At 62.7% G+C, this 21,311-nt stretch carries 25 protein-coding genes; 10 read left to right on the top strand and 15 right to left on the bottom strand.

Going from position 1 to position 21,311, the window contains the following annotated elements; all coding sequences use genetic code 11:
* Positions 1–26: 26 nt before the first annotated feature.
* On the bottom strand, positions 27–524 hold the full coding sequence (locus J7U39_RS18680; RefSeq protein WP_210629533.1) for a ferritin-like domain-containing protein: 498 nt from the start codon (positions 522–524) through the stop codon (positions 27–29).
* A gap of 148 nt (positions 525–672) precedes the next feature.
* Here J7U39_RS18680 and J7U39_RS18675 point away from each other — a divergent pair, with 148 nt between their 5' ends.
* Positions 673–1,290, top strand: coding sequence for a hypothetical protein (locus tag J7U39_RS18675; protein ID WP_210631709.1), 618 nt, complete (start codon positions 673–675; stop codon positions 1,288–1,290).
* Here J7U39_RS18675 and J7U39_RS18670 read toward each other — a convergent pair.
* Together J7U39_RS18670 and J7U39_RS18665 are read right to left on the bottom strand one after the other, a co-directional pair.
* Positions 1,280–1,723, bottom strand: a complete 444-nt coding sequence (locus tag J7U39_RS18670) for a GNAT family N-acetyltransferase (RefSeq protein ID WP_247241694.1) — start codon at positions 1,721–1,723, stop codon at positions 1,280–1,282. The two genes, J7U39_RS18675 and J7U39_RS18670, sit on opposite strands and share 11 nt — an antisense overlap.
* Before the next feature lie 11 nt (positions 1,724–1,734).
* Positions 1,735–2,682 carry an aldo/keto reductase gene (locus J7U39_RS18665; protein WP_210629532.1) on the bottom strand — a complete coding sequence of 316 codons (948 nt, stop codon included), beginning with the start codon at positions 2,680–2,682 and terminating at the stop codon, positions 1,735–1,737.
* 187 nt (positions 2,683–2,869) lie between these two features.
* On the opposite strand from J7U39_RS18665, the gene J7U39_RS18660 reads away from it, so the two are divergent.
* Positions 2,870–3,856: a Gfo/Idh/MocA family oxidoreductase gene (locus tag J7U39_RS18660; protein WP_210629531.1), complete on the top strand. Its 987-nt coding sequence runs from the start codon at positions 2,870–2,872 to the stop codon at positions 3,854–3,856.
* Between the two features lie 9 nt (positions 3,857–3,865).
* Here the strand turns inward: J7U39_RS18660 and J7U39_RS18655 are convergent, their stop codons facing one another.
* Both J7U39_RS18655 and J7U39_RS18650 read right to left on the bottom strand, forming a co-directional pair.
* Complete coding sequence (locus tag J7U39_RS18655; RefSeq protein ID WP_210629530.1) at positions 3,866–4,243, bottom strand: GtrA family protein; 378 nt, start codon at positions 4,241–4,243, stop codon at positions 3,866–3,868.
* Positions 4,240–5,247, bottom strand: a complete 1,008-nt coding sequence (locus J7U39_RS18650) for a glycosyltransferase (protein WP_210629529.1) — start codon at positions 5,245–5,247, stop codon at positions 4,240–4,242. Before J7U39_RS18650 ends, J7U39_RS18655 begins: the two co-directional genes overlap by 4 nt.
* Positions 5,248–5,409: 162 nt before the next feature.
* Here J7U39_RS18650 and J7U39_RS18645 point away from each other — a divergent pair, with 162 nt between their 5' ends.
* The gene (locus J7U39_RS18645) at positions 5,410–7,257 is read left to right on the top strand and encodes a hypothetical protein (RefSeq protein WP_210629528.1); all 1,848 of its coding nucleotides are present in this window, start codon (positions 5,410–5,412) and stop codon (positions 7,255–7,257) included.
* A 28-nt stretch (positions 7,258–7,285) separates the two neighbouring features.
* Here the strand turns inward: J7U39_RS18645 and J7U39_RS18640 are convergent, their stop codons facing one another.
* Positions 7,286–7,528 carry a hypothetical protein gene (locus J7U39_RS18640; RefSeq protein ID WP_020920162.1) on the bottom strand — a complete coding sequence of 81 codons (243 nt, stop codon included), beginning with the start codon at positions 7,526–7,528 and terminating at the stop codon, positions 7,286–7,288.
* A gap of 338 nt (positions 7,529–7,866) precedes the next feature.
* Here J7U39_RS18640 and xseA point away from each other — a divergent pair, with 338 nt between their 5' ends.
* Together xseA and J7U39_RS18630 are read left to right on the top strand one after the other, a co-directional pair.
* Complete coding sequence (gene xseA, locus J7U39_RS18635) at positions 7,867–9,447, top strand: exodeoxyribonuclease VII large subunit (RefSeq protein ID WP_210629527.1); 1,581 nt, start codon at positions 7,867–7,869, stop codon at positions 9,445–9,447.
* 2 nt (positions 9,448–9,449) lie between these two features.
* Complete coding sequence (locus J7U39_RS18630; protein WP_210629526.1) at positions 9,450–10,040, top strand: NAD(P)H-dependent oxidoreductase; 591 nt, start codon at positions 9,450–9,452, stop codon at positions 10,038–10,040.
* A 169-nt stretch (positions 10,041–10,209) separates the two neighbouring features.
* On the opposite strand, the gene J7U39_RS18625 is transcribed toward J7U39_RS18630, so the two are convergent.
* Positions 10,210–10,707, bottom strand: coding sequence for a MarR family transcriptional regulator (locus J7U39_RS18625; RefSeq protein ID WP_210629525.1), 498 nt, complete (start codon positions 10,705–10,707; stop codon positions 10,210–10,212).
* Between the two features lie 82 nt (positions 10,708–10,789).
* Between J7U39_RS18625 and J7U39_RS18620 the strand changes: the two genes are divergently transcribed.
* Positions 10,790–11,701 (top strand): EamA family transporter, encoded by a 912-nt coding sequence (locus J7U39_RS18620; protein ID WP_210629524.1) that lies wholly within the window; start codon positions 10,790–10,792, stop codon positions 11,699–11,701.
* Here the strand turns inward: J7U39_RS18620 and J7U39_RS18615 are convergent.
* Both J7U39_RS18615 and J7U39_RS18610 read right to left on the bottom strand, forming a co-directional pair.
* Positions 11,649–12,902, bottom strand: coding sequence for an aminopeptidase (locus tag J7U39_RS18615; RefSeq protein WP_210629523.1), 1,254 nt, complete (start codon positions 12,900–12,902; stop codon positions 11,649–11,651). The genes J7U39_RS18620 and J7U39_RS18615 overlap by 53 nt on opposite strands.
* A 252-nt stretch (positions 12,903–13,154) precedes the next feature.
* Positions 13,155–13,838, bottom strand: coding sequence for a glutathione S-transferase family protein (locus J7U39_RS18610; protein WP_210629522.1), 684 nt, complete (start codon positions 13,836–13,838; stop codon positions 13,155–13,157).
* Between the two features lie 79 nt (positions 13,839–13,917).
* On the opposite strand from J7U39_RS18610, the gene J7U39_RS18605 reads away from it, so the two are divergent.
* A complete protein-coding gene (locus J7U39_RS18605; RefSeq protein WP_210629521.1) occupies positions 13,918–14,361 on the top strand; it encodes a helix-turn-helix domain-containing protein in 444 nt (147 codons plus the stop codon).
* Here J7U39_RS18605 and ybaK read toward each other — a convergent pair whose 3' ends face one another.
* The 3 genes from ybaK to J7U39_RS18590 all read right to left on the bottom strand — a co-directional run bounded on the left by ybaK (position 14,362) and on the right by J7U39_RS18590 (position 16,341).
* Entirely contained in the window at positions 14,362–14,835 is a 474-nt protein-coding gene (gene ybaK / locus J7U39_RS18600) for a Cys-tRNA(Pro) deacylase (RefSeq protein ID WP_210629520.1), read from the bottom strand.
* Between the two features lie 3 nt (positions 14,836–14,838).
* Complete coding sequence (locus J7U39_RS18595) at positions 14,839–15,189, bottom strand: ArsC family reductase (protein ID WP_210629519.1); 351 nt, start codon at positions 15,187–15,189, stop codon at positions 14,839–14,841.
* Between the two features lie 90 nt (positions 15,190–15,279).
* On the bottom strand, positions 15,280–16,341 hold the full coding sequence (locus J7U39_RS18590; protein WP_210629518.1) for a succinylglutamate desuccinylase/aspartoacylase family protein: 1,062 nt from the start codon (positions 16,339–16,341) through the stop codon (positions 15,280–15,282).
* Between the two features lie 290 nt (positions 16,342–16,631).
* Between J7U39_RS18590 and J7U39_RS18585 the strand changes: the two genes are divergently transcribed.
* Positions 16,632–17,195 carry a methylated-DNA--[protein]-cysteine S-methyltransferase gene (locus J7U39_RS18585; RefSeq protein ID WP_210629517.1) on the top strand — a complete coding sequence of 188 codons (564 nt, stop codon included), beginning with the start codon at positions 16,632–16,634 and terminating at the stop codon, positions 17,193–17,195.
* Positions 17,196–17,226: 31 nt separating this feature from the next.
* Here J7U39_RS18585 and J7U39_RS18580 read toward each other — a convergent pair whose 3' ends face one another.
* From J7U39_RS18580 to J7U39_RS18570, 3 genes are read right to left on the bottom strand one after another with little or no spacing between them, the layout of a single operon-like run.
* Complete coding sequence (locus tag J7U39_RS18580) at positions 17,227–17,961, bottom strand: SDR family oxidoreductase (protein ID WP_210629516.1); 735 nt, start codon at positions 17,959–17,961, stop codon at positions 17,227–17,229.
* A 38-nt stretch (positions 17,962–17,999) separates the two neighbouring features.
* Positions 18,000–18,851 carry an oxidoreductase gene (locus J7U39_RS18575; RefSeq protein ID WP_210629515.1) on the bottom strand — a complete coding sequence of 284 codons (852 nt, stop codon included), beginning with the start codon at positions 18,849–18,851 and terminating at the stop codon, positions 18,000–18,002.
* 43 nt (positions 18,852–18,894) lie between these two features.
* Positions 18,895–19,269 (bottom strand): Atu4866 domain-containing protein, encoded by a 375-nt coding sequence (locus tag J7U39_RS18570; protein WP_210629514.1) that lies wholly within the window; start codon positions 19,267–19,269, stop codon positions 18,895–18,897.
* 126 nt (positions 19,270–19,395) lie between these two features.
* Here J7U39_RS18570 and J7U39_RS18565 point away from each other — a divergent pair, with 126 nt between their 5' ends.
* A complete protein-coding gene (locus J7U39_RS18565; RefSeq protein ID WP_210629513.1) occupies positions 19,396–20,292 on the top strand; it encodes a LysR family transcriptional regulator in 897 nt (298 codons plus the stop codon).
* Positions 20,293–20,434: 142 nt separating this feature from the next.
* A complete protein-coding gene (locus tag J7U39_RS18560; RefSeq protein WP_210629512.1) occupies positions 20,435–21,289 on the top strand; it encodes a helix-turn-helix domain-containing protein in 855 nt (284 codons plus the stop codon).
* Positions 21,290–21,311: the final 22 nt, after the last annotated feature.

The raw sequence follows: 21,311 nt of genomic DNA, 5'->3' as shown, positions 1-21,311 counted from the left end.
GGCCGCCGCTCGTTTGCCTCGTTTCGTCAGGCGGCTTTTGCCTTCTGGTTTGCCGCAGTCGTGGCGAGCTTGGTAAGGATCTTGTCGGTGGCCGTTTCCTCCTGCAGCGTCTGGTCGAGCAGGGCGACGACATCCTTCTGGCCGAGCGTCGCGGCCCATGTCTTCAGCGTGCCGTAACGGGCGATTTCATAGTGCTCGACCGCCTGGGCAGCCGAGATCAGCCCCGCATCCAGCGCCGGTGTGCCCTTGAATTCTTCCATGATCTCTTCTCCCTCGGCGATAATGCCCTGGATCGCCTCGCAGGTCTTGCCCTGGGCGCGCTTGCCGATCTTTTCAAAAACCTGCTGCAGCCGCTCGACCTGGGCTTCCGTTTCCTCGAGATGCTTCTGGAAACCGGCCTTCAGTTCGGAGGACTGGGCGGCGCGCGCCATCTTCGGCAGGGCGCGCAATATCTGCCGCTCGGCAAAATAGATGTCCTTGAGCGTGTCGTAGAAGAGGTCTTCCAACGTCTTTTCCTTGGCCATTTTCTCGATCCTTGTTTTGGGAAAGGCCGCGAATGCGGCGACACACTAAGAAGCGAAGATCGCGCAATTTGTTCCCGATCGATTTCGGGTGGACTGGAAAACCGCGCCGGGCAATCATTCGGCCGCTGAAGTGGAGGACGAAAAGATCATGCGAAAGCCGGGTTCGATGAAGGGTCTGGAGGATCTCGGCCGCGTGCGGCTGTCGCAAAACTTCTTCTTCCGCGATTTCCTGCATTCGGAAATCGCGGATTTCTACCGGATTCCCAATATCCCCGAGGATCCCGACCTGGCGATCGAAGCCGGCAAAAGACTTTGCGAGGAACTGCTGGAGCCGCTGGAAGCGACGTTCGGGCGTCTTCACATCCGCTCCGGCTACCGCTCGCCTGAGGTCAACCGCTTCGGCAACGCGAACAATCTGAACTGTTCCACCAATGCCGCAACGGCTGCGCATCACATCTGGGATATCAGGGATTTCGACGGCTGCATGGGCGCCGCCGTCTGCATTGCCGTGCCCTGGATGATCGACCGCTATCGCGATGAAAGCGATTGGCAGCGGCTCGCCTGGTGGATCCACGACCATCTGCCCTACGCCTCGCTCTGCTTCTTCCCAAAGCTTTCGGCCTTCAATATCCAATGGCACGAACGGCCGAAGCGGGTGATCCAGAGCTACGTCAGGCCGCGCGGCATCCTGACAAAGCCGGGCATGGGGAACTGGGAAGGCGACCATTCGGAATGGTATGAGGGATTTCCCGCCCTCAGAAACTGATGCGGTAGCGAATGTGGCCGTCACTCTCGACGTAGCTGTCGTAGAGCGCACGGGCAGTCTTGTTTCCTTCGCTCGTATGCCAATAGAGCCGCGACCAGCCCTCGGCCTTGCAGAGCGCGACGAGATCGTCCAGCAGCGCCCGGCCGACACCCTTGCCGCGCGCATCGGGATCGACGAAGAGGTCTTCGAGATAGCAGTCCCTGCCGCGGATCCAGGTGCCCTCATGCGTCAGGAAAAGAGCAAAGCCCATGATCCTGCCGTCGGCCTCGGCGACGCGCATGCCGATCGCCGAGGCCGGATCGAAGATTCGCCGCCACGTCTGGTCGGTGATGTCAGCGTCAACGCTCACCTCGTAAAAGGCCAGATAAGCTGCCCAGAGTTCACGCCAACGGGCTTCGTCTTCCGGGCGGGCATCGCGAATGATTACGGTCATGGCATTCCTGTTCAGGCACCGGCTTCGTCGAGCAGCGCCATTGCGTCGTTGGAAAGGGAGAGTGTTGCTGATTTCACCAGGCTTTCAAGCTGCGACAGGCTGGTCGCACTGGCAATCGGCGCCGTGACGCCTTTCTTGCGCAAAAGCCAGGCGAGCGAGATTTCCGCGGGTTTGGCGCCGGTCTCGGCCGAGACCTGATCAAGCGCGGCGAGGATGCGCAGGCCCTTGGCGTCGAAATATTGCGAAACCCGGCCTTCGCGGGCGCGGCCTTGCGTATCGGCCTTGCTGCGGTATTTGCCGGTCAGGAAACCGGCTGCGAGGCTGAAATAGGTGATGACGCCGATATTCTGACGGATGCACAGTTCGGCCAATTGCCCCTCGAAGCTCGCGCGCTCGTAAAGATTATATTCCGGCTGCAGCACGTCGTATCGCGGCAGGCCAGCCTTCTCGGCTGCGTCGAACGACGCCTGGAGCAGATCCGCATCATAGTTCGAGCAGCCGATGGCGCCGATCTTGCCCTGTTGCTTCAGCTTGGCGAAGGCGCCAAGCGTTTCCTCGTGTGGCGTATCGGAATCCGGCCAGTGCGAGAGATAGAGATCGATATAGTCCGTCTGCAATCGGCGCAGCGAACCCTCGACCGCCTTCAGGATGTATGCCTCCTTGAGGGTCTTTCCCTGCCCCATGTCCGAGCCGACCTTGGTAATGATGACGGCCTTGTCGCGGGAGATCCGCGATTGCTTTAGCCAGCGCCCGATGATCTCCTCGGAATCGCCACCCTTGTTGCCGGGAACCCATGTGGAATAGACATCCGCCGTGTCGATCGTGTTCAGCCCCGCGTCGAAGAAGGCGTCGAGAATGGCGAAAGATGTTTTCTCGTCGGCCGTCCAGCCGAAAACATTGCCGCCGAAGACGATCGGCGAGATCGAAAGACCTGTTTTTCCAAGCCGGCGCATGTTCATGACGCTCTCCAAAATGGGTGAATATAAAAGGCTGTATTGAATCGCGGATACGGCAGAACGCCGTCTGGCCAAGCTAGCGCGATCCCGGCGCCAGGCAAACCCGGCTTCCGCAATTTCATGTCGCGCCATTGCGTCGCGGCGGAGGCCTGAATATGGTTCGCCGACATTGGTTTTGGGAGGCTCGCACATGCTGCGTTTCGGTATCATTTCAACGGCGAAGATCGGTCGCGACAATGTCGTTCCCGCCATCCAGGACGCGGAAAATTGCGTCGTCACGGCGGTTGCCAGCCGTGATCTCACGCGCGCAAGGGAGATGGCCGATCGCTTCTCCGTGCCGCATGCCTTCGGCTCCTATGAGGAAATGCTGGCTTCCGACGTCATCGACGCGGTCTATATCCCGCTGCCGACGTCGCAGCATATCGAATGGTCGATCAAATCAGCCGATGCCGGCAAACATGTGCTCTGCGAAAAACCCCTGGCCCTGAAGGCCGACGATATCGACGCGGTAATCGCTGCCCGCGACCGCAACCGCGTGGTGGTCACCGAAGCCTATATGGTCACCTATTCCCCGGTCTGGCAGAAGGTGCGCTCACTGATAGCCGAGGGTGCGATCGGTTCGCTGCGACATGTGCAGGGCGCCTTCACCTATTTCAACCGAGACCCCGCCAACATGCGTAACGTTCCGGAACTCGGCGGCGGCGGCCTTCCCGATATCGGCGTCTATCCCGTCATGAGCACGCGTTTTTCCACCGGCAAGGAGCCGCTCTCAGTCCAGGCGATCACCGAGCGCGATCCGGATTTCGGCACCGATATCTACTCCAGCGTCAAGGCCGATTTCGGCGATTTCGAGCTGAGCTTCTATGTCTCGACACAGATGGCCAACCGTCAGGTCATGGTCTTCCACGGCACCGAAGGTTACATCGAGGTCAAATCGCCCTTCAACGCCAATCGCTGGGGACCGGAAGAGATCGAACTCGCCGATCGCAGCCACAATGAATCGCGCATCTTCCGCTATCAGGACAGCCGCCAATACAGGCGCGAGGTCGAGGCCTTCGCTCGCGCGGTCAAGAACGGCAAGGAAGAGATCGTCACGCTCGAAAACTCGAAGCTGAACCAGAAGGTGATCGATGCCATCTACCGCGCCAGCGAGAAGGACGGCTGGGAGGCAGTCTGATCATTCCGCTCATTCCGCGCGGAAGACGAAGCGCGAATAGCCGAAGAAGCTGAAGACCATCGAGGCGACGCTGGCGATCACCATGGCCGCCAGCGGTTGCAGCGCCGGCAGCGAAAGCAGCAGCGCAGAGTATAGCCCGTAATTGACCAGTGCCGCCGTCACGCCGACCGAGCCGTAGCGGAAACCCTCGGCGGCAAGCGACCGGCCGGAACGATCGAAGGTGAAGCTGCGGTTGAAAGCCCATGTGGTCGCCATTGCCGTCGCGATGGCGACGAGCCGGGCCAGAAACGGTCCGAGTGGCGTCAGATGGAGCAGCGCCGCCAGCATGCCGGCATCGACAAGGAAGCCGATGCCGCCGCCGATCGCGAAGCGGACGAGCTTTCTCATGCCGCATCCGCCTTGCCGGGACGATCGCGCGATGCCGGTTTGGCGTCGGCGAGCGGTGCCTTGACCGCACTCGGGGTCTCCAGGCTCATATAATGGATACGAAGCTGCTCGGCCCGGGCGCGGGCCACGGAATCCAGGATGACGCCGGCGGTAAAAAGCATGAAGGAGATCATCATCAGCGCCATCGACAGCACCCAGGTCGGCATGCGGCTGACGAGGCCCGTGTCGAAATATTCCGCCAGCACCGGCGTCATGAAGCCGAGGCTCGTCAGCATGAAGGCGGCGCTGATCGCGCTGAAGAAGGCGAAGGGCCGGGTTTCCTTCATCAGCATCGCGAACATCCAGAGGATTTTTCCGCCGTCGCGGAACGTCGAAAGCTTGGAATGCGAGCCTTCCGGGCGCCGGCCATAGTCGAGTTCCAGCTCGCTGACCGGAAGCTTCAGCCGGGAGGCATGCACCGACATCTCGGTTTCGATCTCGAAGCCGCCGGATACCGCCGGGAAGCTCTTGACGAAGCGACGTGAGAAAGCGCGGTAGCCGGAAAAGATATCGGTGAAGTCGGGGCCGAAGATCGTTCGGTAGAGCAGGTTGAAAAGCCGGTTGCCAAGCGCATGGCCCTGACGGCCGGCATCGGCATGCACGCCGCGCCGGGTTCCCACGACCATGTCGGCGCGCTCGGTTAGAAGCGTTCGCACGAGCTCCTCGGCGTCGCCAGGCGCATAGGTTCCGTCGCCGTCGGCGATGATATAGATGTCGGCCTCGATGTCGGCGAACATGCGGCGCACGACGTGCCCCTTGCCCTGGCGCCGTTCGCGCACGACATGCGCTCCGGCCAGCATCGCCTGCAGCGCGGTGCCGTCGGTGGAATTATTGTCGTAGACGTGGATCGCGGCATCCGGCAGCGTCGCCCGGAAGCCCCGCACCACAGCGCCGATCGTCGCAGCTTCATTATAGCAGGGAAGCAGGACGGCAATGTCCGGGTAATGGGTAAGCGTTCGGGCCATGACTCTACTCGTTACACTGAAAAGCCGCCACCAGCCTAAATCACGCAGCGTTAATAAGACCCTATGACGCAGGCAAAATCGGCTGCGGTCTCAGACGGCTTTACACTTTCTTGATCGGTGCCCGCTAAGGTTCGGGCATCTGGAAACGAAGCGCTAACCACGATGAACGCCGTGCAGCCGATCGCTGATGCATCCGCCGTGACCGCCGCCCGCCGGAGCCGGCTCGGGGGGCTGCTGACGCGTCTGTGGCCGGCTGTCATTGCCTATAGTGTCATCCTCGCCGCCGTTATCCTTGTTACCAAATTCTCCGGCTCCACCGATTATGTCGGTCCCGACAACGACGACGGCATGCGTCTCGTCGAGGTTCGCGATTTTCTTGCCGGCCAGGGCTGGTTCGATCTGACGCAATATCGTCTCGGCCTTGCCGGCGGTACGCTGATGCACTGGTCGAGGCTGATCGATCTGCCGATCGCTTCGCTGATCTGGTTCTTCGGCCTGTTTGCGCCGTATGAAACCGCCGAGGCGCTGGCGCTCGCCGTCTGGCCCGTATCGCTCATCTTTCCTGCCATGCTGGCCATGGGCGTCGCCGGCCGGCGGATCGGCGGCGTCGCGGGCATGCATATCGCCCTCGGTCTCACCGCTCCGGCGATCTACACCGGAAACCGCTTCGCCCCGGGCGCCATCGATCATCACAATGCGCAACTGGCGCTGGTCGCGACGATGGTGGCGATGCTCGTGGATCCCGAACGTCGCGGTTGGAGCTACGCGGTCGCCGGCGTTGCGGCGGCTGTCGCCATCGCCATCGGGGCCGAGACCACCCCGTTCGTCGCCGGCGTCTGCCTCACGGTCGCCCTGCTCTGGGCATGGGAAGGGGAGAATTTCGCCGTCGCCGCCCGGGCCTTCGGGCTGTCGCTGACGATTACGATCAACATTCTTTTCTTCGCAACGGTACCGCCCCGGCTCTATTCGATGGTCACCTGCGACAATCTCTCGCTCGGCTATTACAGTCTGGCGGCGATTGGTGGTGGCCTGCTGCTGTTTTTGGCCGTTTTTGCCAGCGGCTTGCGTCGGCCCTTGCGCTTTACCGCGCTCGCCTTTATCGGCGTCGGCGTTTTTGGTGCGGCGATCGTCATCGCGCCGCAATGCCTGAGCGATCCGTTGGGCAATCTCGATCCGATGCTGGTCGAGCTCTGGCTGCGGCATATTTCGGAAGCCCAATCGCTCCTGGCGCTGGCGCGCACCGATCCCACCGCGGTCGGCGCCTTCTATGCGGCAGGCCTCTTCGCCATTGCCGTCTGCATCTTTCGCCTCATTCAGCGCGACCGCGTGCAGATCCACCTGATCCTGCTCTTCCTGATCGCCACGAGTTGGGCAATCGCGCTGGTCCAGGTGCGCGGCTCTTCCTTCTCGAACCTGCTTTCGATCCTGCCGCTCGCCCTGCTGATCATTGATGTCAGGCGCATCTCCAACAGCGACAGCGAGAATGTCGCCGCTGCCTTCGTCTATGTGATGAGCGTGCTTGCAAGCGTTCCGGCGGTCTGGGCCGTCGGTGGCGGGCTTGTCTCGCTGCAGATGGAGAACGATGCGCAGAAGAAGGCGGCGGAGCCGACAAAAGCGCTTTCCTGCACATCGAAAGAGGCGCTGGCACCGCTTGCCGAACTCCCGCCCGGCCTGGTCTCCGCGCCATCGGAAATGGGTGTGCCGATCCTCCGCTTCACGCAGAACCGGGTTCTCTCCGCCCCCTATCATCGCGATCAGGGCGGCATGCTGACGGAAATGCATATCGGCCTGGCAACACCGCAGGAGGCGGAAGCCTTCCTGAAGGGAGCCGGTGTGACGGCGCTTGCTTTCTGCCAGAAGGACCTGCAGACGCGCGAACTCGCCAAATTGAAGCCAGATGGGCTCTATGCCGAACTCGGCAAGGGGAATATTCCGCCCTATCTGGAGCCGCTGGCGCAGGTGCCGGGTACGGGCGTCCAGTTCTTCCGCTACCGGCCGACGGCGAATTGACGCCGACAGCCTTTATGTTGCGCTGACGTCAGTGAGACGTGCGGACGGCCCGCAGACGGTCGCTGGCATAAAGCCCGAGCACGAAAAGGATAAGGCCGCCATTATAGCCGAGAATGGCATAAACAAGCGCCAGAAGTGACACCGGCCCCGGCGAGGTTATCGCCGCCAGCGTGAAGCTCATTCCGATCAGCGCGGCGACCAATGCGATACCGGCGGCCGAGCGCATTAACCCGGCGCTGATGCCCAATGCTGCTGCTGTGAGAATAATCATTTCAGCACCTTCCCAGAGAGAACGAGGGGAAGAATAGGAAGCGCCAACTAACAAAGATTTACCGGCTCTCTCGGCTGAAAATCCTTTGTATTGCGGTGGTTAGCAATCCCTTTCAGAGAAAACGCGCGTTTTATCTATGCGTTCCCCGACGGAGCGAATTTTCCCGTTTTTCTTGTCATTCTTATCGCTGCAACGACCGCATGCACGCAATGCCCGGAGCGTGAATCTTGATGCAACGCCGACGACTCGGCCTCGCCACCGGTTTCAGCAGTCGGGAAAACGGTCTCTCCGGCTGTCGCGACCTTCCCGTTTCCCGCCAATGGAAATAGAAAGGAGGGATGAGCAACCTCTTCGACAGCGATTCGCCGACCAACCTTGCCGAATATTCGGTTTCGGAGCTTTCCGGCTCGATCAAGCGCACCGTCGAAACCGCCTTCGATCAGGTTCGCGTGCGCGGCGAAATATCCGGCTATCGGGGTCCGCACTCCTCCGGCCACGCTTATTTCGCACTGAAGGACGATCGCGCCCGTATCGACGCCGTTATCTGGAAAGGCACTTTCTCGCGGCTGAAGTTCCGTCCTGAGGAAGGCATGGAGGTAATCGCCACCGGCAAGGTCACCACTTTTCCCGGCTCCTCGAAATATCAGATCGTCATCGAGACACTGGAGCCGGCAGGCGCCGGCGCGCTGATGGCGCTGATCGAGGAGCGCAAGCGCAGGCTCGGCGGCGAAGGCTTGTTCGATGCGGCCCGGAAGAAGCGGCTGCCCTTCATGCCGCATGTGATCGGCGTCGTCACCTCGCCGACCGGCGCCGTCATCCGCGATATCCTTCACCGCATCTCCGACCGGTTTCCCGTGCAAGTCCTCGTCTGGCCGGTGAAGGTGCAGGGGGAGGGATCCGGCGAGGAGGTGGCGAACGCCATCCGCGGCTTCAACGCGCTGGACCCCGCCGGCGCCATTCCGCGTCCGGATGTGCTGATCGTCGCGCGCGGCGGCGGCAGCCTGGAAGATCTCTGGAGTTTCAATGACGAGATCGTCGTGCGCGCTGCTGCCGAAAGCCGCATACCGCTGATCTCGGCCGTCGGCCATGAGACCGACTGGACGCTGATCGACTATGCCGCCGATGTGCGCGCTCCGACGCCGACCGGGGCGGCGGAGATGGCTGTGCCCGTCAAGGCGGAGCTCGAAGCGCAGGCGGCCGCACTTGCCGCCCGCCTGCAGGGTTGCATGAACCGGCAGATGGATCAGCGCCGCCAGTCCGTCCGTAGTCTGATGCGGGCATTGCCCTCGCTTGATCAGCTTCTCGCCTTGCCGCGCCGCCGCTTCGACGAGACGGCGGCCGGCCTCGGCCGCGGGCTGGAACTCAACACCATCAACAAGCGTCGCGGCTTCGAGCGCATCGCCTCGCATCTCCGCCCGGATGTGCTCTCCAATCGCATCGCCGAGCGACGCCAGCTTCTGAGCGAGCGCATGGCGCGGGCCGAGCGCACCGTCGAGCGCCTGGTCGATCGCTCGAAGTCCCGCATTGACCGCGCCGAGGCCATCCTCGCCTCGCTGCCGGCCCGGCTGAAGACCGAGACAGACCGCAGTCGCGAGCGGCTCGGCAACCTTTCGCGCCATGCCGATACGGCGATCCGCCACCAGCTGACGCGCGGCCGCGCCGAGCTCTCCGCGCAGGACCGCGTGCTGCAGTCGCTCTCCTACAAGAACGTGCTGAAGCGCGGCTACGCCGTCATTCGCGACGAGGACAACAGGCCGGTCTCGCAGGCGGCCGCACTTTCCGCCGGCATGGGCATCGCCATCGAATTTGCCGACGGCCGTGTCGGCGCAATGACCACGGAAGGCAGCATCTCGCCTGGCGGCGCCAAGAAGCGCAGCACAAAACCGGCGGAACCGACGAAGCAGGGAAGCCTGTTCTAACGATGCGGATCCTGCTGGTGCTCGCCCATCCCTTGTCGGACAGTTTTGCTGCCGCGGTGGCGCACACGGCTCGCCAAGCGCTGGAAGCTTCCGGTCATGCCGTCGATCTGCTCGATCTCTATGCCGAGGATTTCGATCCACGACTCTCCGAGGCCGAGCGCCGTGCTTACTTCGATATGCCCTACGACACCTCTGATGTGGCCGATATCGTTGCCCGGCTGAAGGCGGCCGATGGTCTCGTCCTCGTCTTTCCGCAGTGGTGGTTCAATTTCCCAGCCATCCTGAAAGGCTTCTTCGACCGCGTCTTCGCGCCAGGTGTGGCCTTCACGCATGACGCCGCTGGCGGCCGGATCGTGCCTGAGCTCACCAATATCAGGCTGCTCTATGCGCTGACGACGACGGGCTCGCCCTGGTGGCTGGTGCATCTCTATATGGGCGATCCCGTTCGCCGCCTGCTGAAGCGCGGTATCGCCAACTTCTGTTCGAGGAAGCTTATCTTCCGCATGCTGAGCCTCCACGATATGGACCGCGCCACGGAATCCAGGCGCAGGGCGCATCTGGAGCGTGTCAGCAAGGCGCTCGCCGCCATCTAAAGAGCCTTTCCTGGTCAGATTGAAGCATTCTGCCGGAGGGCTGAAACGGGCCGGCTGATCGACCGGCCGGCTTGGCCGTAGAGCTTGGCTACGACGCGCGCCGGCCGGTCGACCATCCGACTCCGTTTGAGCCAACAGAATGCTTCAATCTGACCAGGAAAGGCTCTTATTATTCGAAATCCGCGAGGAATTTCTTCAGCAGTCGGTCAAACTCGGCCTTGTCCTCGGCCGTCAGGTTGCGCGTCAGCCGCTGCTGGTTGGCGACATGCGCGCCGACCGCCTCTTCGACGGTCGCAAGCCCCTTTTCGGTCAGCGCGATCAGCACGCTGCGCCGATCCTGCGGATTGACGATGCGCTCGACCAGGCCCGCCTTCTCCAGCTGGTCGATCCGGTTCGTCATCGTGCCGGAGCTGACCATGGTCATTTCCAGGAGCTCGCCCGGCGAAAGCCGATGAGGTGCGCCGGAGCGGCGAAGTGTGGCCAGCACGTCGAAGGCCGAGGTGGAAAGCCCGTGCTTCATGAGCATGGCTTCGACTTCGCGGCCGAGATAGGTGCCGAGGCGTTTCAGGCGCCCGAGGATGCCCATCGGCTCGACGTCGAGATCCGGCCGCTCGCGCCGCCATTGCGCCAGAATCCGGTCGACGTGATCTTGCTTCGCTTCACCCATGTGGGATGGATACCACTGCATACCTTGACGTCAAGATAAATTGCGTTATGTTCGAATTTATCTTGATGTAGAGATTCTTGAGATGAAGAAAAATTCTCGATACTTGGCGGATGTGCTGACGACCGCTGTCGCCCCCGCTATCTGGGGCAGCACCTATTTCGTCACCACATCCTTCCTGCCCCAGGGCTATCCGTTGACGGTCGCTCTGCTGCGCGCCCTGCCGGCGGGCCTGCTTCTGCTACTGATTGTTCGGAAGCTGCCGACGGGCGTCTGGTGGGGCCGCGCCTTCCTTCTCGGGGCGCTGAACTTCTCGTTCTTCTGGGCGATGCTGTTCGTCTCCGCCTACCGGCTGCCCGGCGGCGTTGCCGCGACCGTCGGTGCCGTGCAGCCGCTGATCGTCATCGCCCTGTCGCGGCTTTTCCTCGGCAAGCCGGTCCGGCCACTTGCCGTGCTGGCGGGTCTTGCCGGCATGGCCGGGGTCGCGCTGCTGGTGCTGACGCCGAAGGCGAGCCTCGATCCCGTGGGTGTCGCCGCCGGTATCGCCGGCGCGGTTTCGATGGCGTTCGGCACCGTGCTGTCACGGCGCTGGGCGCCGCCGGTGTCGAACCTCACCTTCACCGCCTGGCAACTGTCGGCAGGCGGTATTCTCTTGGTACCCTTTGCGCTCTTCCTGGAACCGGCGCTGCCGTCGCCGAACATCGCAAACATTGCCGGCATTGCCTATCTCGGTCTGGTGGGTGCGGCTTTCACCTATCTGCTCTGGTTCCGCGGCCTGTCGCGCGTCGAGCCCTCGGCGATTTCCTCGCTCGGCTTTCTGAGCCCTGTGGTCGCGACCCTGCTCGGCTGGCTGGCGCTCGGCCAGAGCCTGACGCCGGTGCAGATCGCCGGTTTCGCCCTGGTGCTTGCCGGCGTCTGGCTCAGTCAGCGCAAGGTGATGCCGCTCAGGCCCATTCGCCCTGCCGCATCACCGGGACCCGCGAGCCGTCCGGTGTGATGCCGTCGATATCGACCTTGTTGGAGCCGATCATCCAGTCGATGTGGATCAGGCTGGAATTGCCGCCCTGCGCCTTGATCTGCTCCTGGCTGAGGGTCGCGCCGTTGAGGAAGCACTTGGAGTAGCACTGGCCGAGCGCGATGTGGCACGAGGCGTTTTCGTCGAACAGCGTGTTGTAGAACAGGATGCCGCTCGCCGAGATTGGCGAGGAATGCGGCACGAGCGCCACTTCGCCGAGCCGGCGCGCGCCCTCATCGGTATCGAGCACCTTGTTCAAGACCTCTTCGCCGCGTGACGCCTTGGCTTCGACGATCCGCCCGCCTTCGAAGCGCACCTGGATATTGTCGATCAGCGTGCCCTGATGCGACAGCGGTTTGGTGCTCGAGACATGACCTTCGACCCGCAATGCATGCGGCGTGGTGAACACCTCTTCGGTCGGAATATTCGGATTGCAGGTAATGCCGTTCTTCGCGGTGGAGGCGCCGCCGTGCCATTCATGTCCGTCGGCGAGGCCGACCGTCAGATCGGTGCCCGGCCCCCGGAAATGCAGCGAAGCAAAACGCTCGCCGTTCAGCCAGGCTGAGCGCTTGGCGAGATTGGCATTGTGCTCCGCCCAGGCGGCGACGGGGTCGCTGACATCGACACGCGAGGCAGCAAAGATCGCCTTGGCGAGCTTGGCGATCGCGATCGGCTCCGGGTCGTCGGGGAAGACCACCTTGGCCCAGGAGGGGTTGGGATAGGAGACGATGTTCCAGTTGATGTCGAAATTCGAGATCTTTTCCAGCGCCGGCTTATAGGCGGTGGAGGTGGCGCGATTGGCGCGGCCGACCTTGCCGGCATCCTGTTCGGAAAGCAGCATCGGGTTGTCGCCGGCGACGGCCAGGCGGGCCGCCCCGTTGGCATAGGCCTTGGCCATGCCCTCGTAGAGCCAGTCGGAGGCGCGGTCGAAGCTCTCGTCACTGCCATATTGGAAGCGCGCCAGCGTCGTTTCCTCGTCGGAGTAGAAGGCGCTCACCAGCCCGGCGCCGGCCTGATAAGCGTGTTTGGTGATGAGGCGGACAAGCGGCAGCGCCACGACAGGCGCGGTGATCACCAGGTCCTGGCCCTTCTGCAGCTGCAAACCGACCTTGACGGCGACTTCCGCGAGCTTCTCGAGCTTGACGGGATCAACGGTGTTCTGGCTCTGGGGCATGAAAGTCATGATTCAACCTGCCTTCTGTCATCGACGCTAGAGCAATTCCAGGAAAAGTGCGAAGCGGTTTTCTCAGGCAAAGCGCAAAGCGCTTTTGCCGGGAATTGCGTAAACAAAAGAGTAGAGCGGTTCTGCGCTTCCGTGAAAGCTGAACCGCTCCAAGAGGCTGAAAGACTTAGACCCGTTTGCGGCGAAAATGAAGCGCGCCGCTGCCGATTCGAAACCGGCCGGCGCGATGCCCGACCGGTTTCAGCGCAAGCGTCAAGCCGCGGCAGGCAGGCCGAGCAGGATCGACTTGTGCTTGTCGAGGAATTCCATCAGCCGCTGCGGATAATCTTCGCCGACGGCGTCTTTCACGCTTCGCCGTTCGCCGAGCGCGCTCCGCCAGCGCGTCACCCGTTCAAGCCCCGCGAAGATGCCGCTATCTCCCAGCCTGTCGAAAACATCGAAATACCGAAAGATCGGCGCGAAAACGGCATCGACGAGGCTGAAGCTGCTGCCGGAAAAATAAGGTCCGTCCGCGAGTGCTCCTTCGAGCGTCGTGAACTTGGCGATCAGCATCTTGCGCTTGGCCTCCAGCTGTTCCGCGTCCGTGGCGGTTTCATATCCCCAGAGATCGGAAAGCACGGATGAGCCGAATTCCATCCAGCCGCGATGGCGGGCGCGGGCAAGCGGATCGGCAGGATGCAGGGCGGGCCCCGGCTGCGTCTCCTCCAGATATTCGCAGATGACGCTGCTTTCGAAGAGGACGGCCTCGCCGCCTTCTTCGTCCTCGATCCTCAGCAGCGGCACCTTGCCGAGCGGCGAGATCTGCAGGAACCAGTCCGGCTTGTTGGCAAGGTCGATGTTGATGCGCTCGAAGGGAACACCCTTTTCGCGAAGTACGATGGCGGCGCGTTGCACATAGGGGCAGAGATGATGGCTGATGAGGGTAAGCCTGCTCATGAACGTCTCCTCGTTTTAATAGATGCATTTGCATATAATAGCGCTTGCGGCCTTATGCAAGATAAATGTATTTGCATCTATGATGGAAAAGACAACGAAGCTGAGCGAAGCCGCCACCTCTGCCTGGATCAGCATCATGCGCGCCGGCGAACGGCTGCTCGCCGCGATCGAAGCCGATCTGAAAACGGCCGGCATGCCGCCGCTTGCCTGGTATGACGTGCTGTGGGAATTGGCGCGCTCGAAAGACGGCAAGCTGCGGCCCTACGAGATCGAGGAGCGAACCTTGCTGGCGCAGTATAATCTTTCCCGGCTGATCGACCGGCTGGAAAGAGAGGGCCTGGTCCGGCGCGAGGTCTTCGCCGAGGACGGCCGTGGGCGCTGGGTTGTGATTACCGATGCCGGCCGAACGCTTCGCACACGGATGTGGGCTGTCTATGCGGCAGCGATCGAGGCCCATGTCGGCAGCAAGCTTGCCGAAGACGAGGCGAAGGCGATTTCCGGTCTACTCGCGCGTTTCCTCTAATCAGGCGATCAATGATGCACCGACCGCTTTCAACGCTTTCAGCGCATCTTTCGGATCAAGCCGCACCTGCAGCCCGCGCTGTCCGCCATTGATATAGACCAGCGGTTCGGCGAGAGCGGTTTCCTCGATCGCCGTCGGCACGGCCTTCCTCTGGCCGAAGGGACTGATGCCGCCGACATGGTAGCCGGTCAGCCGCTCGGCATCGGCCGGCTTCATCATATTGGCCGACTTGCCGCGAAAGGCGCTGGCGAGCTTCTTCATGCTGACCTCGCGATCCGAAGGCACCACGACGCAGACCGGCTTGCCGTCCACCTCGGCCATTAGCGTCTTCAGCACCCGCTGCGGCGCCTCAGCAAGGGCTTCCGCCGCCTGCAGCCCGACGCGCTCCGCGCCCGGGTCATAAACATAGATGTGGATGGTGAAGGCGACGCCTGCCTGGGAAAGAACCTGTGTCGCGCGCGTGGTCTTGGACATTGCTCAGCGCCCGAATATATCCGCGTAATTCTCCGGCTTGAAGCCGATCACCAGCTTGCCTTCGGTCTCCAGCACCGGCCGCTTGATCATCGACGGCTGGTCGAGCATCAGCGCGATCGCCTTTTCCCGGCTCAGATTCTCGCGCTCGGCATCGGGCAGTTTGCGAAAGGTGGTGCCGGCGCGGTTGAGCACCGCATCAAGGCCGGCCTGGTCGATCCAGGCTTCGAGATGGGGGCGGTCGATGCTGAACGCCTTGTAATCGTGAAACTCATAGGCGACGCCGTGTTCTTCCAGCCAGCTGCGGGCTTTCTTCATCGTGTCGCAATTCTTGATCCCATAGATGGTGACGGCCATGCCCGATCGTTCTCCCTGTGATGGCAGCGGGATAACATGCGCGAGAGACGGCGCAAATGCCGCCCGGCATTTATCCCGGGCACCGTTTGTTCAACTCTCCAGCGTGCCGGCCTTGCGTGCGGCCTTGCTCGGCCTGGCGCAGACGATCTTCATCAGGTCGCCGCGCCGGCGCACCAGCCGATCCGAGGTTCGGGTCAGGACCAGCCCATCCTGCGGTGCATGCAGATCGATGCTGCCGTCAGGCCGACCGGGCCGGGTGACGATCGTCGCCAGAAGCTCGCCCTCTGCAACCCTGTCGCCGATCGTGCGATGGAAGAGCACGGCGCCGCCTTCGGGAGCGCGAATGATCTCGACATTGTCGAGCGGCACGGCGGGACCGGCAAACATGGCCGGCGCCATTCTGTCGTCGCTCACGATCCCCCGTGCCGCGAGAAAACGCCAGAGCCCGTCCGCATCCCGCTTCGCCAGCAGCGGATCGACGTCGCGCTTGCCGCGCAGCTCGACCGTGACCGAAAGCTTGCCCGGCAGCCGGGATTGTCGTTCACCGGGAACCGCATATTTCCATGCAAAACCGACGGCCTCCTCGAAGGCCGAGCTTTCGCCATCCGAAAGCAGCACCGCCTCCATGTCGAGCGCGGCGGCAAGATCGGCCGCCTCCGGCCAGAAGGCCTCATCGATATAGGCATATTGCAGCGATTCATCGTCGCAGTGCAGATCGAGGACGAGATCGGCGCCGAGCGCCATATCCAGAAGTCGCCGCTTCAGCTGGTCCGTAGCCGGATAATCATTCAGGTCTTCCGTCAGCATCGGCCGATCGGCGACGCTGATCAGCGGAAAATCCCGATTGAAATTGGTACGCGAGCCGAGATCGAAGCGGCCCTGCAAGTCGCCGAAATGCGATTGCGCCGCGCCGATCGGGTTGGCCTGCGGCACGATGGTGATGTCGCCGGCGACCGCGCCTTCGCTTTCCGCCCGCCGCAGGCGCTCGCAAAGGAAATGCAGGAGCGCCGTTCCCGGCAGCTCACCGGCGTGAAGCGCCGCCTGGATATAGGCCTTCGGAGCCTTCGGATTACGGCCCGCAAAACGCAGCACCGGCAGCCGCCACTCCGTTCCCGGCGTATCGCCTGGGATGATGATCTCCGAACCTTCCATGCTGTCCTTGCTCCGCGTTCACCAGCCGACCAGCTTTATGCGCGGAAATCCGGCGAGCGCAAGCCTCACCGGCACCCTTGTCTCAACCGGGGGCAATCCCGAAGAAAAGCAGGTTGCCGCTATGTTGATCTTGCCTTGCCGTCGAGATCACGGACGAACATCAAAAGCGCCTGCTTCATCGGCTTCCAAGCCGATAGGAACAAAAAAAGAACGATTTTCGCAAGAAACGGGTTGAAACCGGGGTCTCGCCATAGGATCCTTTGGGAGATCGTAAATGCGGAGGCTGTGTCATGGCCGAGACGATGCATCACTATCTCATCTTCGAAACCGCTGGCGGCTTCTGCGGCATCGCCTGGAGCGACGCCGGCATCGCCCGTTTCCAATTACCGACGAAAACCGCGGAGGCGACGGAACGGCTGCTGCTGCGCCGCCTGCCGGATGCCCAACCCGGCGCCCCGACGCCTGAGGTGGTGGAGACGGTAGCGGCCGTGAGGCGCTATTTCCAAGGCGAGGAAACCGATTTCTCGGGCGTCGAACTCGATCTTGCCGACCAGAATGACTTCTTCCGGGATATCTATGCGGCGGCAAGGCGTGTTGGCTGGGGCAGCACGACCACTTACGGCGCGCTGGCCAGGGAACTCGGCGCCGGGCCGGAAGCGGCTCGCGACGTCGGCCAGGCGATGGCCAAGAACCCGGTCGCCCTGATTATCCCCTGCCACCGGGTGCTTGCCGCCGGCGGCAAGATCGGCGGCTTCTCGGCGCCCGGCGGCTCGTCATCGAAGGCCCGCATGCTGGAGCTCGAAGGCGTCAGCCTCGGCCCGCCGCCGCCTGCCCAGCAGTCGCTGGGCTTTTGAGCGGCCGGACAATTCCGCGGGACGTGGCTGCTCAATGCGGGCTGGCCGTCGGGCGGATGATGATTTCGCTGACATCGACGTCGTCAGGCTGGCTGATGGCATAGAGGATCGCATTGGCGACGGCTTTCGGGCTGATGGTGATCGCCCTGAAAGCCTTCATGGCGTCCCGCGCCGTCGTGTCGGTGATCGTGTCGGCAAGCTCGGATGTCGTCGTGCCGGGCGAGATGACGGTCACGCGGATACGGTCGGTCTCCTGCCGTAGCCCGTCCGAAATCGCCCGCACGGCAAATTTCGTTGCGCAATAGACGGCCGCGGTCGGCGAGACGCTGTGGCCGCCGATCGAAGACAGGTTGATGATCTGCCCCGATCCCTGTGCCTTCATGATCGGAAGCGCTGCCGCTATGCCGTAGAGGACACCCTTGATGTTGACGTCGACCATCCGGTCCCACTCGTCGACCTTGAGCGCGTCGAGCGGCGACAGCGGCATGACGCCGGCATTGTTGATGATGACATCGAGCCGGCCGAATTCGGCCTTGGCGAAGCCTGCAAAGGCTTCCACCTGGACACGGTCGGTGACGTCGAGCTTGCGCAGACGCACCGTTCCACCCCCGGCTTCGATTTCGCCGGCGAGCGCCTCCAGGCGGTCGCTGCGGCGCGCGCCGATCACGACTCGCGCGCCGGCGGCGGCCAGCACTTTTGCCGTGGCCTCTCCAATGCCGCTGCTGGCTCCGGTGATGGCAATGACTTTTCCTTCGATATCAGACATTTCAAACTCCATGAGCAGATTGAGGATTTTCGTGATGGTCAATTCGGAAAATCGGCGCTGAGAGTCGTCTTCGCCCACGCATCGAAATTGGCGCGCAGCGTGTCGAGCCGATCGCGGGCGATCTTCAGGGAAGCTGCCCCGAGCAGCAGACGCAGCGGCGGTTCGCCCGCCTCGAAGGCCGATATGATTGCGCTTGCCGCGCGCGCGGGATCGCCCGGCTGCTTGCCGGAGATTGAGCGGGTGGCCTGGCGCCGCTTGCCCGCGGTCTCGGCATAGTCTTCGATGATCGTGCTGGATTCGACCATCGACCGGCCGGCCCAATCCGTGCGGAAGCCGGCGGGCTCCAGGATCGTCACAGGAATGCCAAGCGGCCCGACCTCATGGGCCAGCGATTCCGACAGGGCTTCGACCGCGAATTTCGTGGCGTGGTAGTAGCCGGTCGCGGCGAAGGCGACGAGCCCGCCGAGCGACGAGACGTTGAAGATATGCCCCTGCCGGCGTGAGCGCATGCCGGGCAGAACCTGTTTGGTCACGGCGATCAACCCGAAGACATTGGTCTCGAATTGGGCGCGGATCTCGGCATCCTCGCCCTCTTCGATCGCCGAGAGATAGCCGTAGCCGGCATTATTGGCGAGAACATCGATGGCGCCGAAATGCGCCTCGGCGGCGTGGACCGCAGCGGCGATGGAGCGGCCGTCGGTTAGGTCGAGGGCGAGGGCCAGCGCCCGCTTCCCATGCGCTGCTGTGAGATCGCTGAGCGTATCGGGTCTGCGCGCCGTAACGGCAGCGCGCCACCCGCGCGCCAGGACCGCTTCGGCGAGTGCCCGGCCGAGGCCGGATGATGCGCCGGTGATGAACCAGATGGGTGTGGTGGAAGACATGGTCGTCATCCTTTCCGGCCGTCCTATGCGGCCCTTTCCTGTGCGCGAGCGGTCATTTGCGGCGAAGCACCATGCCGCCGTGATGGAGCGTATTGTCGTCGACGAAATCGCCGTCGGCGGTGAAGCCCGTATCGTCCCAGTATTCAATGTGCGTTCCGGTGACTTCGTAGCGTCCGCGATAGGCGCTCTCCCGGCTTCCGCGGGCCTCGTCGTAACGATTGTCGGGCAGGAGTCCGTGTCGGACGCGGCCGTCGTCGGTGACCCACATTCCGACATAGGGATGCTGCTGCATGGTGTTCTCGCTTGGCTGTTGGAACTTGGTTTTTCGCACGTTCGGGGCGTCGGCCGACCACGCCGGCGTCGCGGTGCCGGTCGGAATGATGGCGGTGAAGAGATGCAGAACTGGGCTGCTGTAAAACTTTCGCATCGCGCCTCCTTTCGAGCGGGGAGCGCTTGGGGCTAGGCCATGCCTTGACCTCGACAGGAAGATAATCTTGGCGAGCCGCGCGATTAAGTTGCCAATGCCGGATGGCTTGGTTAACATTGCTAACCAATGGCCGATGATCTCGAAGGCATTTCAGTCTTTCTCGCCGTAGCGGAGGCCCGGAATTTCCGGCTCGCCGGCGAGCGTCTGGGCGTGACCCGCTCCGCCGTCAGCCAGGCCTTGCAGCGTCTTGAGGACCGGCTTGGTGCGCCCCTGGTTCAGCGCACGACGCGCAGCGTCAGCCTGACCGAGGCCGGCGAAGTCTTCCTTGAGGTGGTTCGTCCCTCGATGCGCCAGGTCAGGGATGCGATGCAGACGGTGCGCGACATGCAGGCGCGCCCGAGCGGCCTGCTGCGGATCACCGTTTCCTCCATCGCCGAGCGCTTCCTATCCGGGACTTTGCTCGCCGGCTTTATGCAGGCCTGCCCGGGCATCAAGCTCGATATCACCATCACCGATGACGAATTCGACATCGTCGAAGCCGGCTTCGACGCTGGTGTGAGACTGGGCGAGGTGATCGAGCAGGATATGATCGCGATTTCGGTTTCGTCTCCACAGAGACAATGCGCCGCCGCATCGCCAAGCTATCTCGAGCGTCACGGTTCGCCTCGCCATCCCCGCGACCTGGAGAACCACGCCTGCATCGGATGGCGGCCGCGCCCGGATACCGCGCCCTATCGCTGGGAGTTCACGGAGAACGACCGCGACTTCGACGTCGCCGTCGATCCCGTGGTCACGACCAATGACATGGGAATGATGATCCGCATCGCCTGCGCTGGGGCCGGAATCACCTTCGGCATGGTGGAAACTTTCGAGCCCTATATCGATCGCGGCGAACTCGTGCCGCTGCTGGTGGAGTTCTGCCCGCCATTTCCGGGCTTCTATCTCTATTATCCCAGGCGCCAGAGGCAGCCAGTGAAACTGCGCGCGCTGGTCGACTATGTGCGCCGGTCGGCCGGTAATTAGGCCTAATCAAGTGCCGTGCCGCTGGCATGGTTGCTGCCGGCATGTGGTTTTGGTATTCCCGAGCACCTAGTCGATGGCCGAGCGGGCGACGTCATGCTGGCCCCTCCGGTCGCCGTTCTGAACATCCGCTGGCGGAGAAAATATGCTCGACGACGTCTTTCCCATTCCGACCAGGGCATTGATCCGCCAGGGTGGGCGAGCCTGCTTCCATCGCCTCGTCACGACCAGCCCGCTGCTGATCCAGGTCCAGTCTGGAACGAAGATCGTCATGTCGGATGACAAGCCTTTGCGCCTTGAGGCCGGCGATTACGGCCTCTTGCCCGACCACCGGCCGTTGACGATGGAGAACATTCCGAAGGCGCCGCAGAAATATCAGACCCTGGCGCTTCCAATTCCGCGACAGCTTTTCGAGGACGCTTATGATAGGATGGGATCGGTCGCCGTGCCATCACGGCCTCTTCCGGCCAGCACCTCGAGGCTGCCGGAGGAAGCTGCTGCCTTGTTCGAATATTGCAGTCAGCCGGGCAATCTGGCGCGGCTTCCGGGCGCCATCGCCAAGGCCCGTCTGATGGAACTCGTCACCTGGTTCGCGCTCTGCGGGGCGGTGCTCGGCCGATGCGAAAGCCCTCGACTTGAGGACCGGCTGCGGCAGATGATCGAAGCTGATCCGGCCGGCGCCTGGACGCTGGCGAATGCTGCGGGCTTGTTCAACATGAGTGAGGCGACGCTGAGGCGGAGGCTCTCCGCCGAGAATACCGCCTTCAGCGAGGTCTTGAGCGATACCCGGATGAACCGCGCTCTGGCGCTTATCCAGACGACGACATTGCCGATGGCGCAGGTTGCGCTGGAGGTCGGTTACGATTCGCCTTCGCAATTTTCCGCACGCTTCAAGGAGCGGTTTGGCGTCAGCCCGCGTCATGTACGCAGCGGCCCCGAGCACTTTGAGCGGATCGGGGCAGAAATTGAGCAGAGCGGGGCAGATGCGCTGGCGCGGTGACGATAGTTTCCCGGCATCGTCA

This window comes from Rhizobium sp. NLR16a (assembly GCF_017948245.1).
In the GTDB taxonomy this organism is placed as follows: Bacteria; Pseudomonadota; Alphaproteobacteria; order Rhizobiales; family Rhizobiaceae; genus Rhizobium.
The sequence above is the reverse complement of the archived record's forward strand: the minus strand, read 5'-3'. Positions and strand labels throughout refer to the sequence as shown.

Excerpts from the sequence above, each read along its gene's own strand:
- J7U39_RS18655 (WP_210629530.1), bottom strand. The coding sequence starts at position 4,243 with ATGAGAAAGCTCGTCCGCTTCGCGATCGGCGGCGGCATCGGCTTCCTT.
- J7U39_RS18650 (WP_210629529.1), bottom strand. The coding sequence starts at position 5,247 with ATGGCCCGAACGCTTACCCATTACCCGGACATTGCCGTCCTGCTTCCC.
- J7U39_RS18565 (WP_210629513.1), top strand. The coding sequence starts at position 19,396 with ATGGCCGATGATCTCGAAGGCATTTCAGTCTTTCTCGCCGTAGCGGAG.
- J7U39_RS18575 (WP_210629515.1), bottom strand. The coding sequence starts at position 18,851 with ATGACGACCATGTCTTCCACCACACCCATCTGGTTCATCACCGGCGCA.
- J7U39_RS18595 (WP_210629519.1), bottom strand. The coding sequence starts at position 15,189 with ATGGCCGTCACCATCTATGGGATCAAGAATTGCGACACGATGAAGAAA.
- J7U39_RS18610 (WP_210629522.1), bottom strand. The coding sequence starts at position 13,838 with ATGAGCAGGCTTACCCTCATCAGCCATCATCTCTGCCCCTATGTGCAA.
- J7U39_RS18640 (WP_020920162.1), bottom strand. The coding sequence starts at position 7,528 with ATGATTATTCTCACAGCAGCAGCATTGGGCATCAGCGCCGGGTTAATG.
- J7U39_RS18590 (WP_210629518.1), bottom strand. The coding sequence starts at position 16,341 with ATGGAAGGTTCGGAGATCATCATCCCAGGCGATACGCCGGGAACGGAG.
- J7U39_RS18680 (WP_210629533.1), bottom strand. The coding sequence starts at position 524 with ATGGCCAAGGAAAAGACGTTGGAAGACCTCTTCTACGACACGCTCAAG.
- J7U39_RS18670 (WP_247241694.1), bottom strand. The coding sequence starts at position 1,723 with ATGACCGTAATCATTCGCGATGCCCGCCCGGAAGACGAAGCCCGTTGG.
- ybaK (WP_210629520.1), bottom strand. The coding sequence starts at position 14,835 with ATGTCCAAGACCACGCGCGCGACACAGGTTCTTTCCCAGGCAGGCGTC.
- J7U39_RS18645 (WP_210629528.1), top strand. The coding sequence starts at position 5,410 with ATGAACGCCGTGCAGCCGATCGCTGATGCATCCGCCGTGACCGCCGCC.
- J7U39_RS18605 (WP_210629521.1), top strand. The coding sequence starts at position 13,918 with ATGATGGAAAAGACAACGAAGCTGAGCGAAGCCGCCACCTCTGCCTGG.
- J7U39_RS18630 (WP_210629526.1), top strand. The coding sequence starts at position 9,450 with ATGCGGATCCTGCTGGTGCTCGCCCATCCCTTGTCGGACAGTTTTGCT.
- J7U39_RS18660 (WP_210629531.1), top strand. The coding sequence starts at position 2,870 with ATGCTGCGTTTCGGTATCATTTCAACGGCGAAGATCGGTCGCGACAAT.
- J7U39_RS18615 (WP_210629523.1), bottom strand. The coding sequence starts at position 12,902 with ATGACTTTCATGCCCCAGAGCCAGAACACCGTTGATCCCGTCAAGCTC.
- xseA (WP_210629527.1), top strand. The coding sequence starts at position 7,867 with ATGAGCAACCTCTTCGACAGCGATTCGCCGACCAACCTTGCCGAATAT.
- J7U39_RS18665 (WP_210629532.1), bottom strand. The coding sequence starts at position 2,682 with ATGAACATGCGCCGGCTTGGAAAAACAGGTCTTTCGATCTCGCCGATC.
- J7U39_RS18560 (WP_210629512.1), top strand. The coding sequence starts at position 20,435 with ATGCTCGACGACGTCTTTCCCATTCCGACCAGGGCATTGATCCGCCAG.
- J7U39_RS18625 (WP_210629525.1), bottom strand. The coding sequence starts at position 10,707 with ATGGGTGAAGCGAAGCAAGATCACGTCGACCGGATTCTGGCGCAATGG.
- J7U39_RS18620 (WP_210629524.1), top strand. The coding sequence starts at position 10,790 with ATGAAGAAAAATTCTCGATACTTGGCGGATGTGCTGACGACCGCTGTC.
- J7U39_RS18675 (WP_210631709.1), top strand. The coding sequence starts at position 673 with ATGCGAAAGCCGGGTTCGATGAAGGGTCTGGAGGATCTCGGCCGCGTG.
- J7U39_RS18580 (WP_210629516.1), bottom strand. The coding sequence starts at position 17,961 with ATGTCTGATATCGAAGGAAAAGTCATTGCCATCACCGGAGCCAGCAGC.
- J7U39_RS18570 (WP_210629514.1), bottom strand. The coding sequence starts at position 19,269 with ATGCGAAAGTTTTACAGCAGCCCAGTTCTGCATCTCTTCACCGCCATC.
- J7U39_RS18585 (WP_210629517.1), top strand. The coding sequence starts at position 16,632 with ATGGCCGAGACGATGCATCACTATCTCATCTTCGAAACCGCTGGCGGC.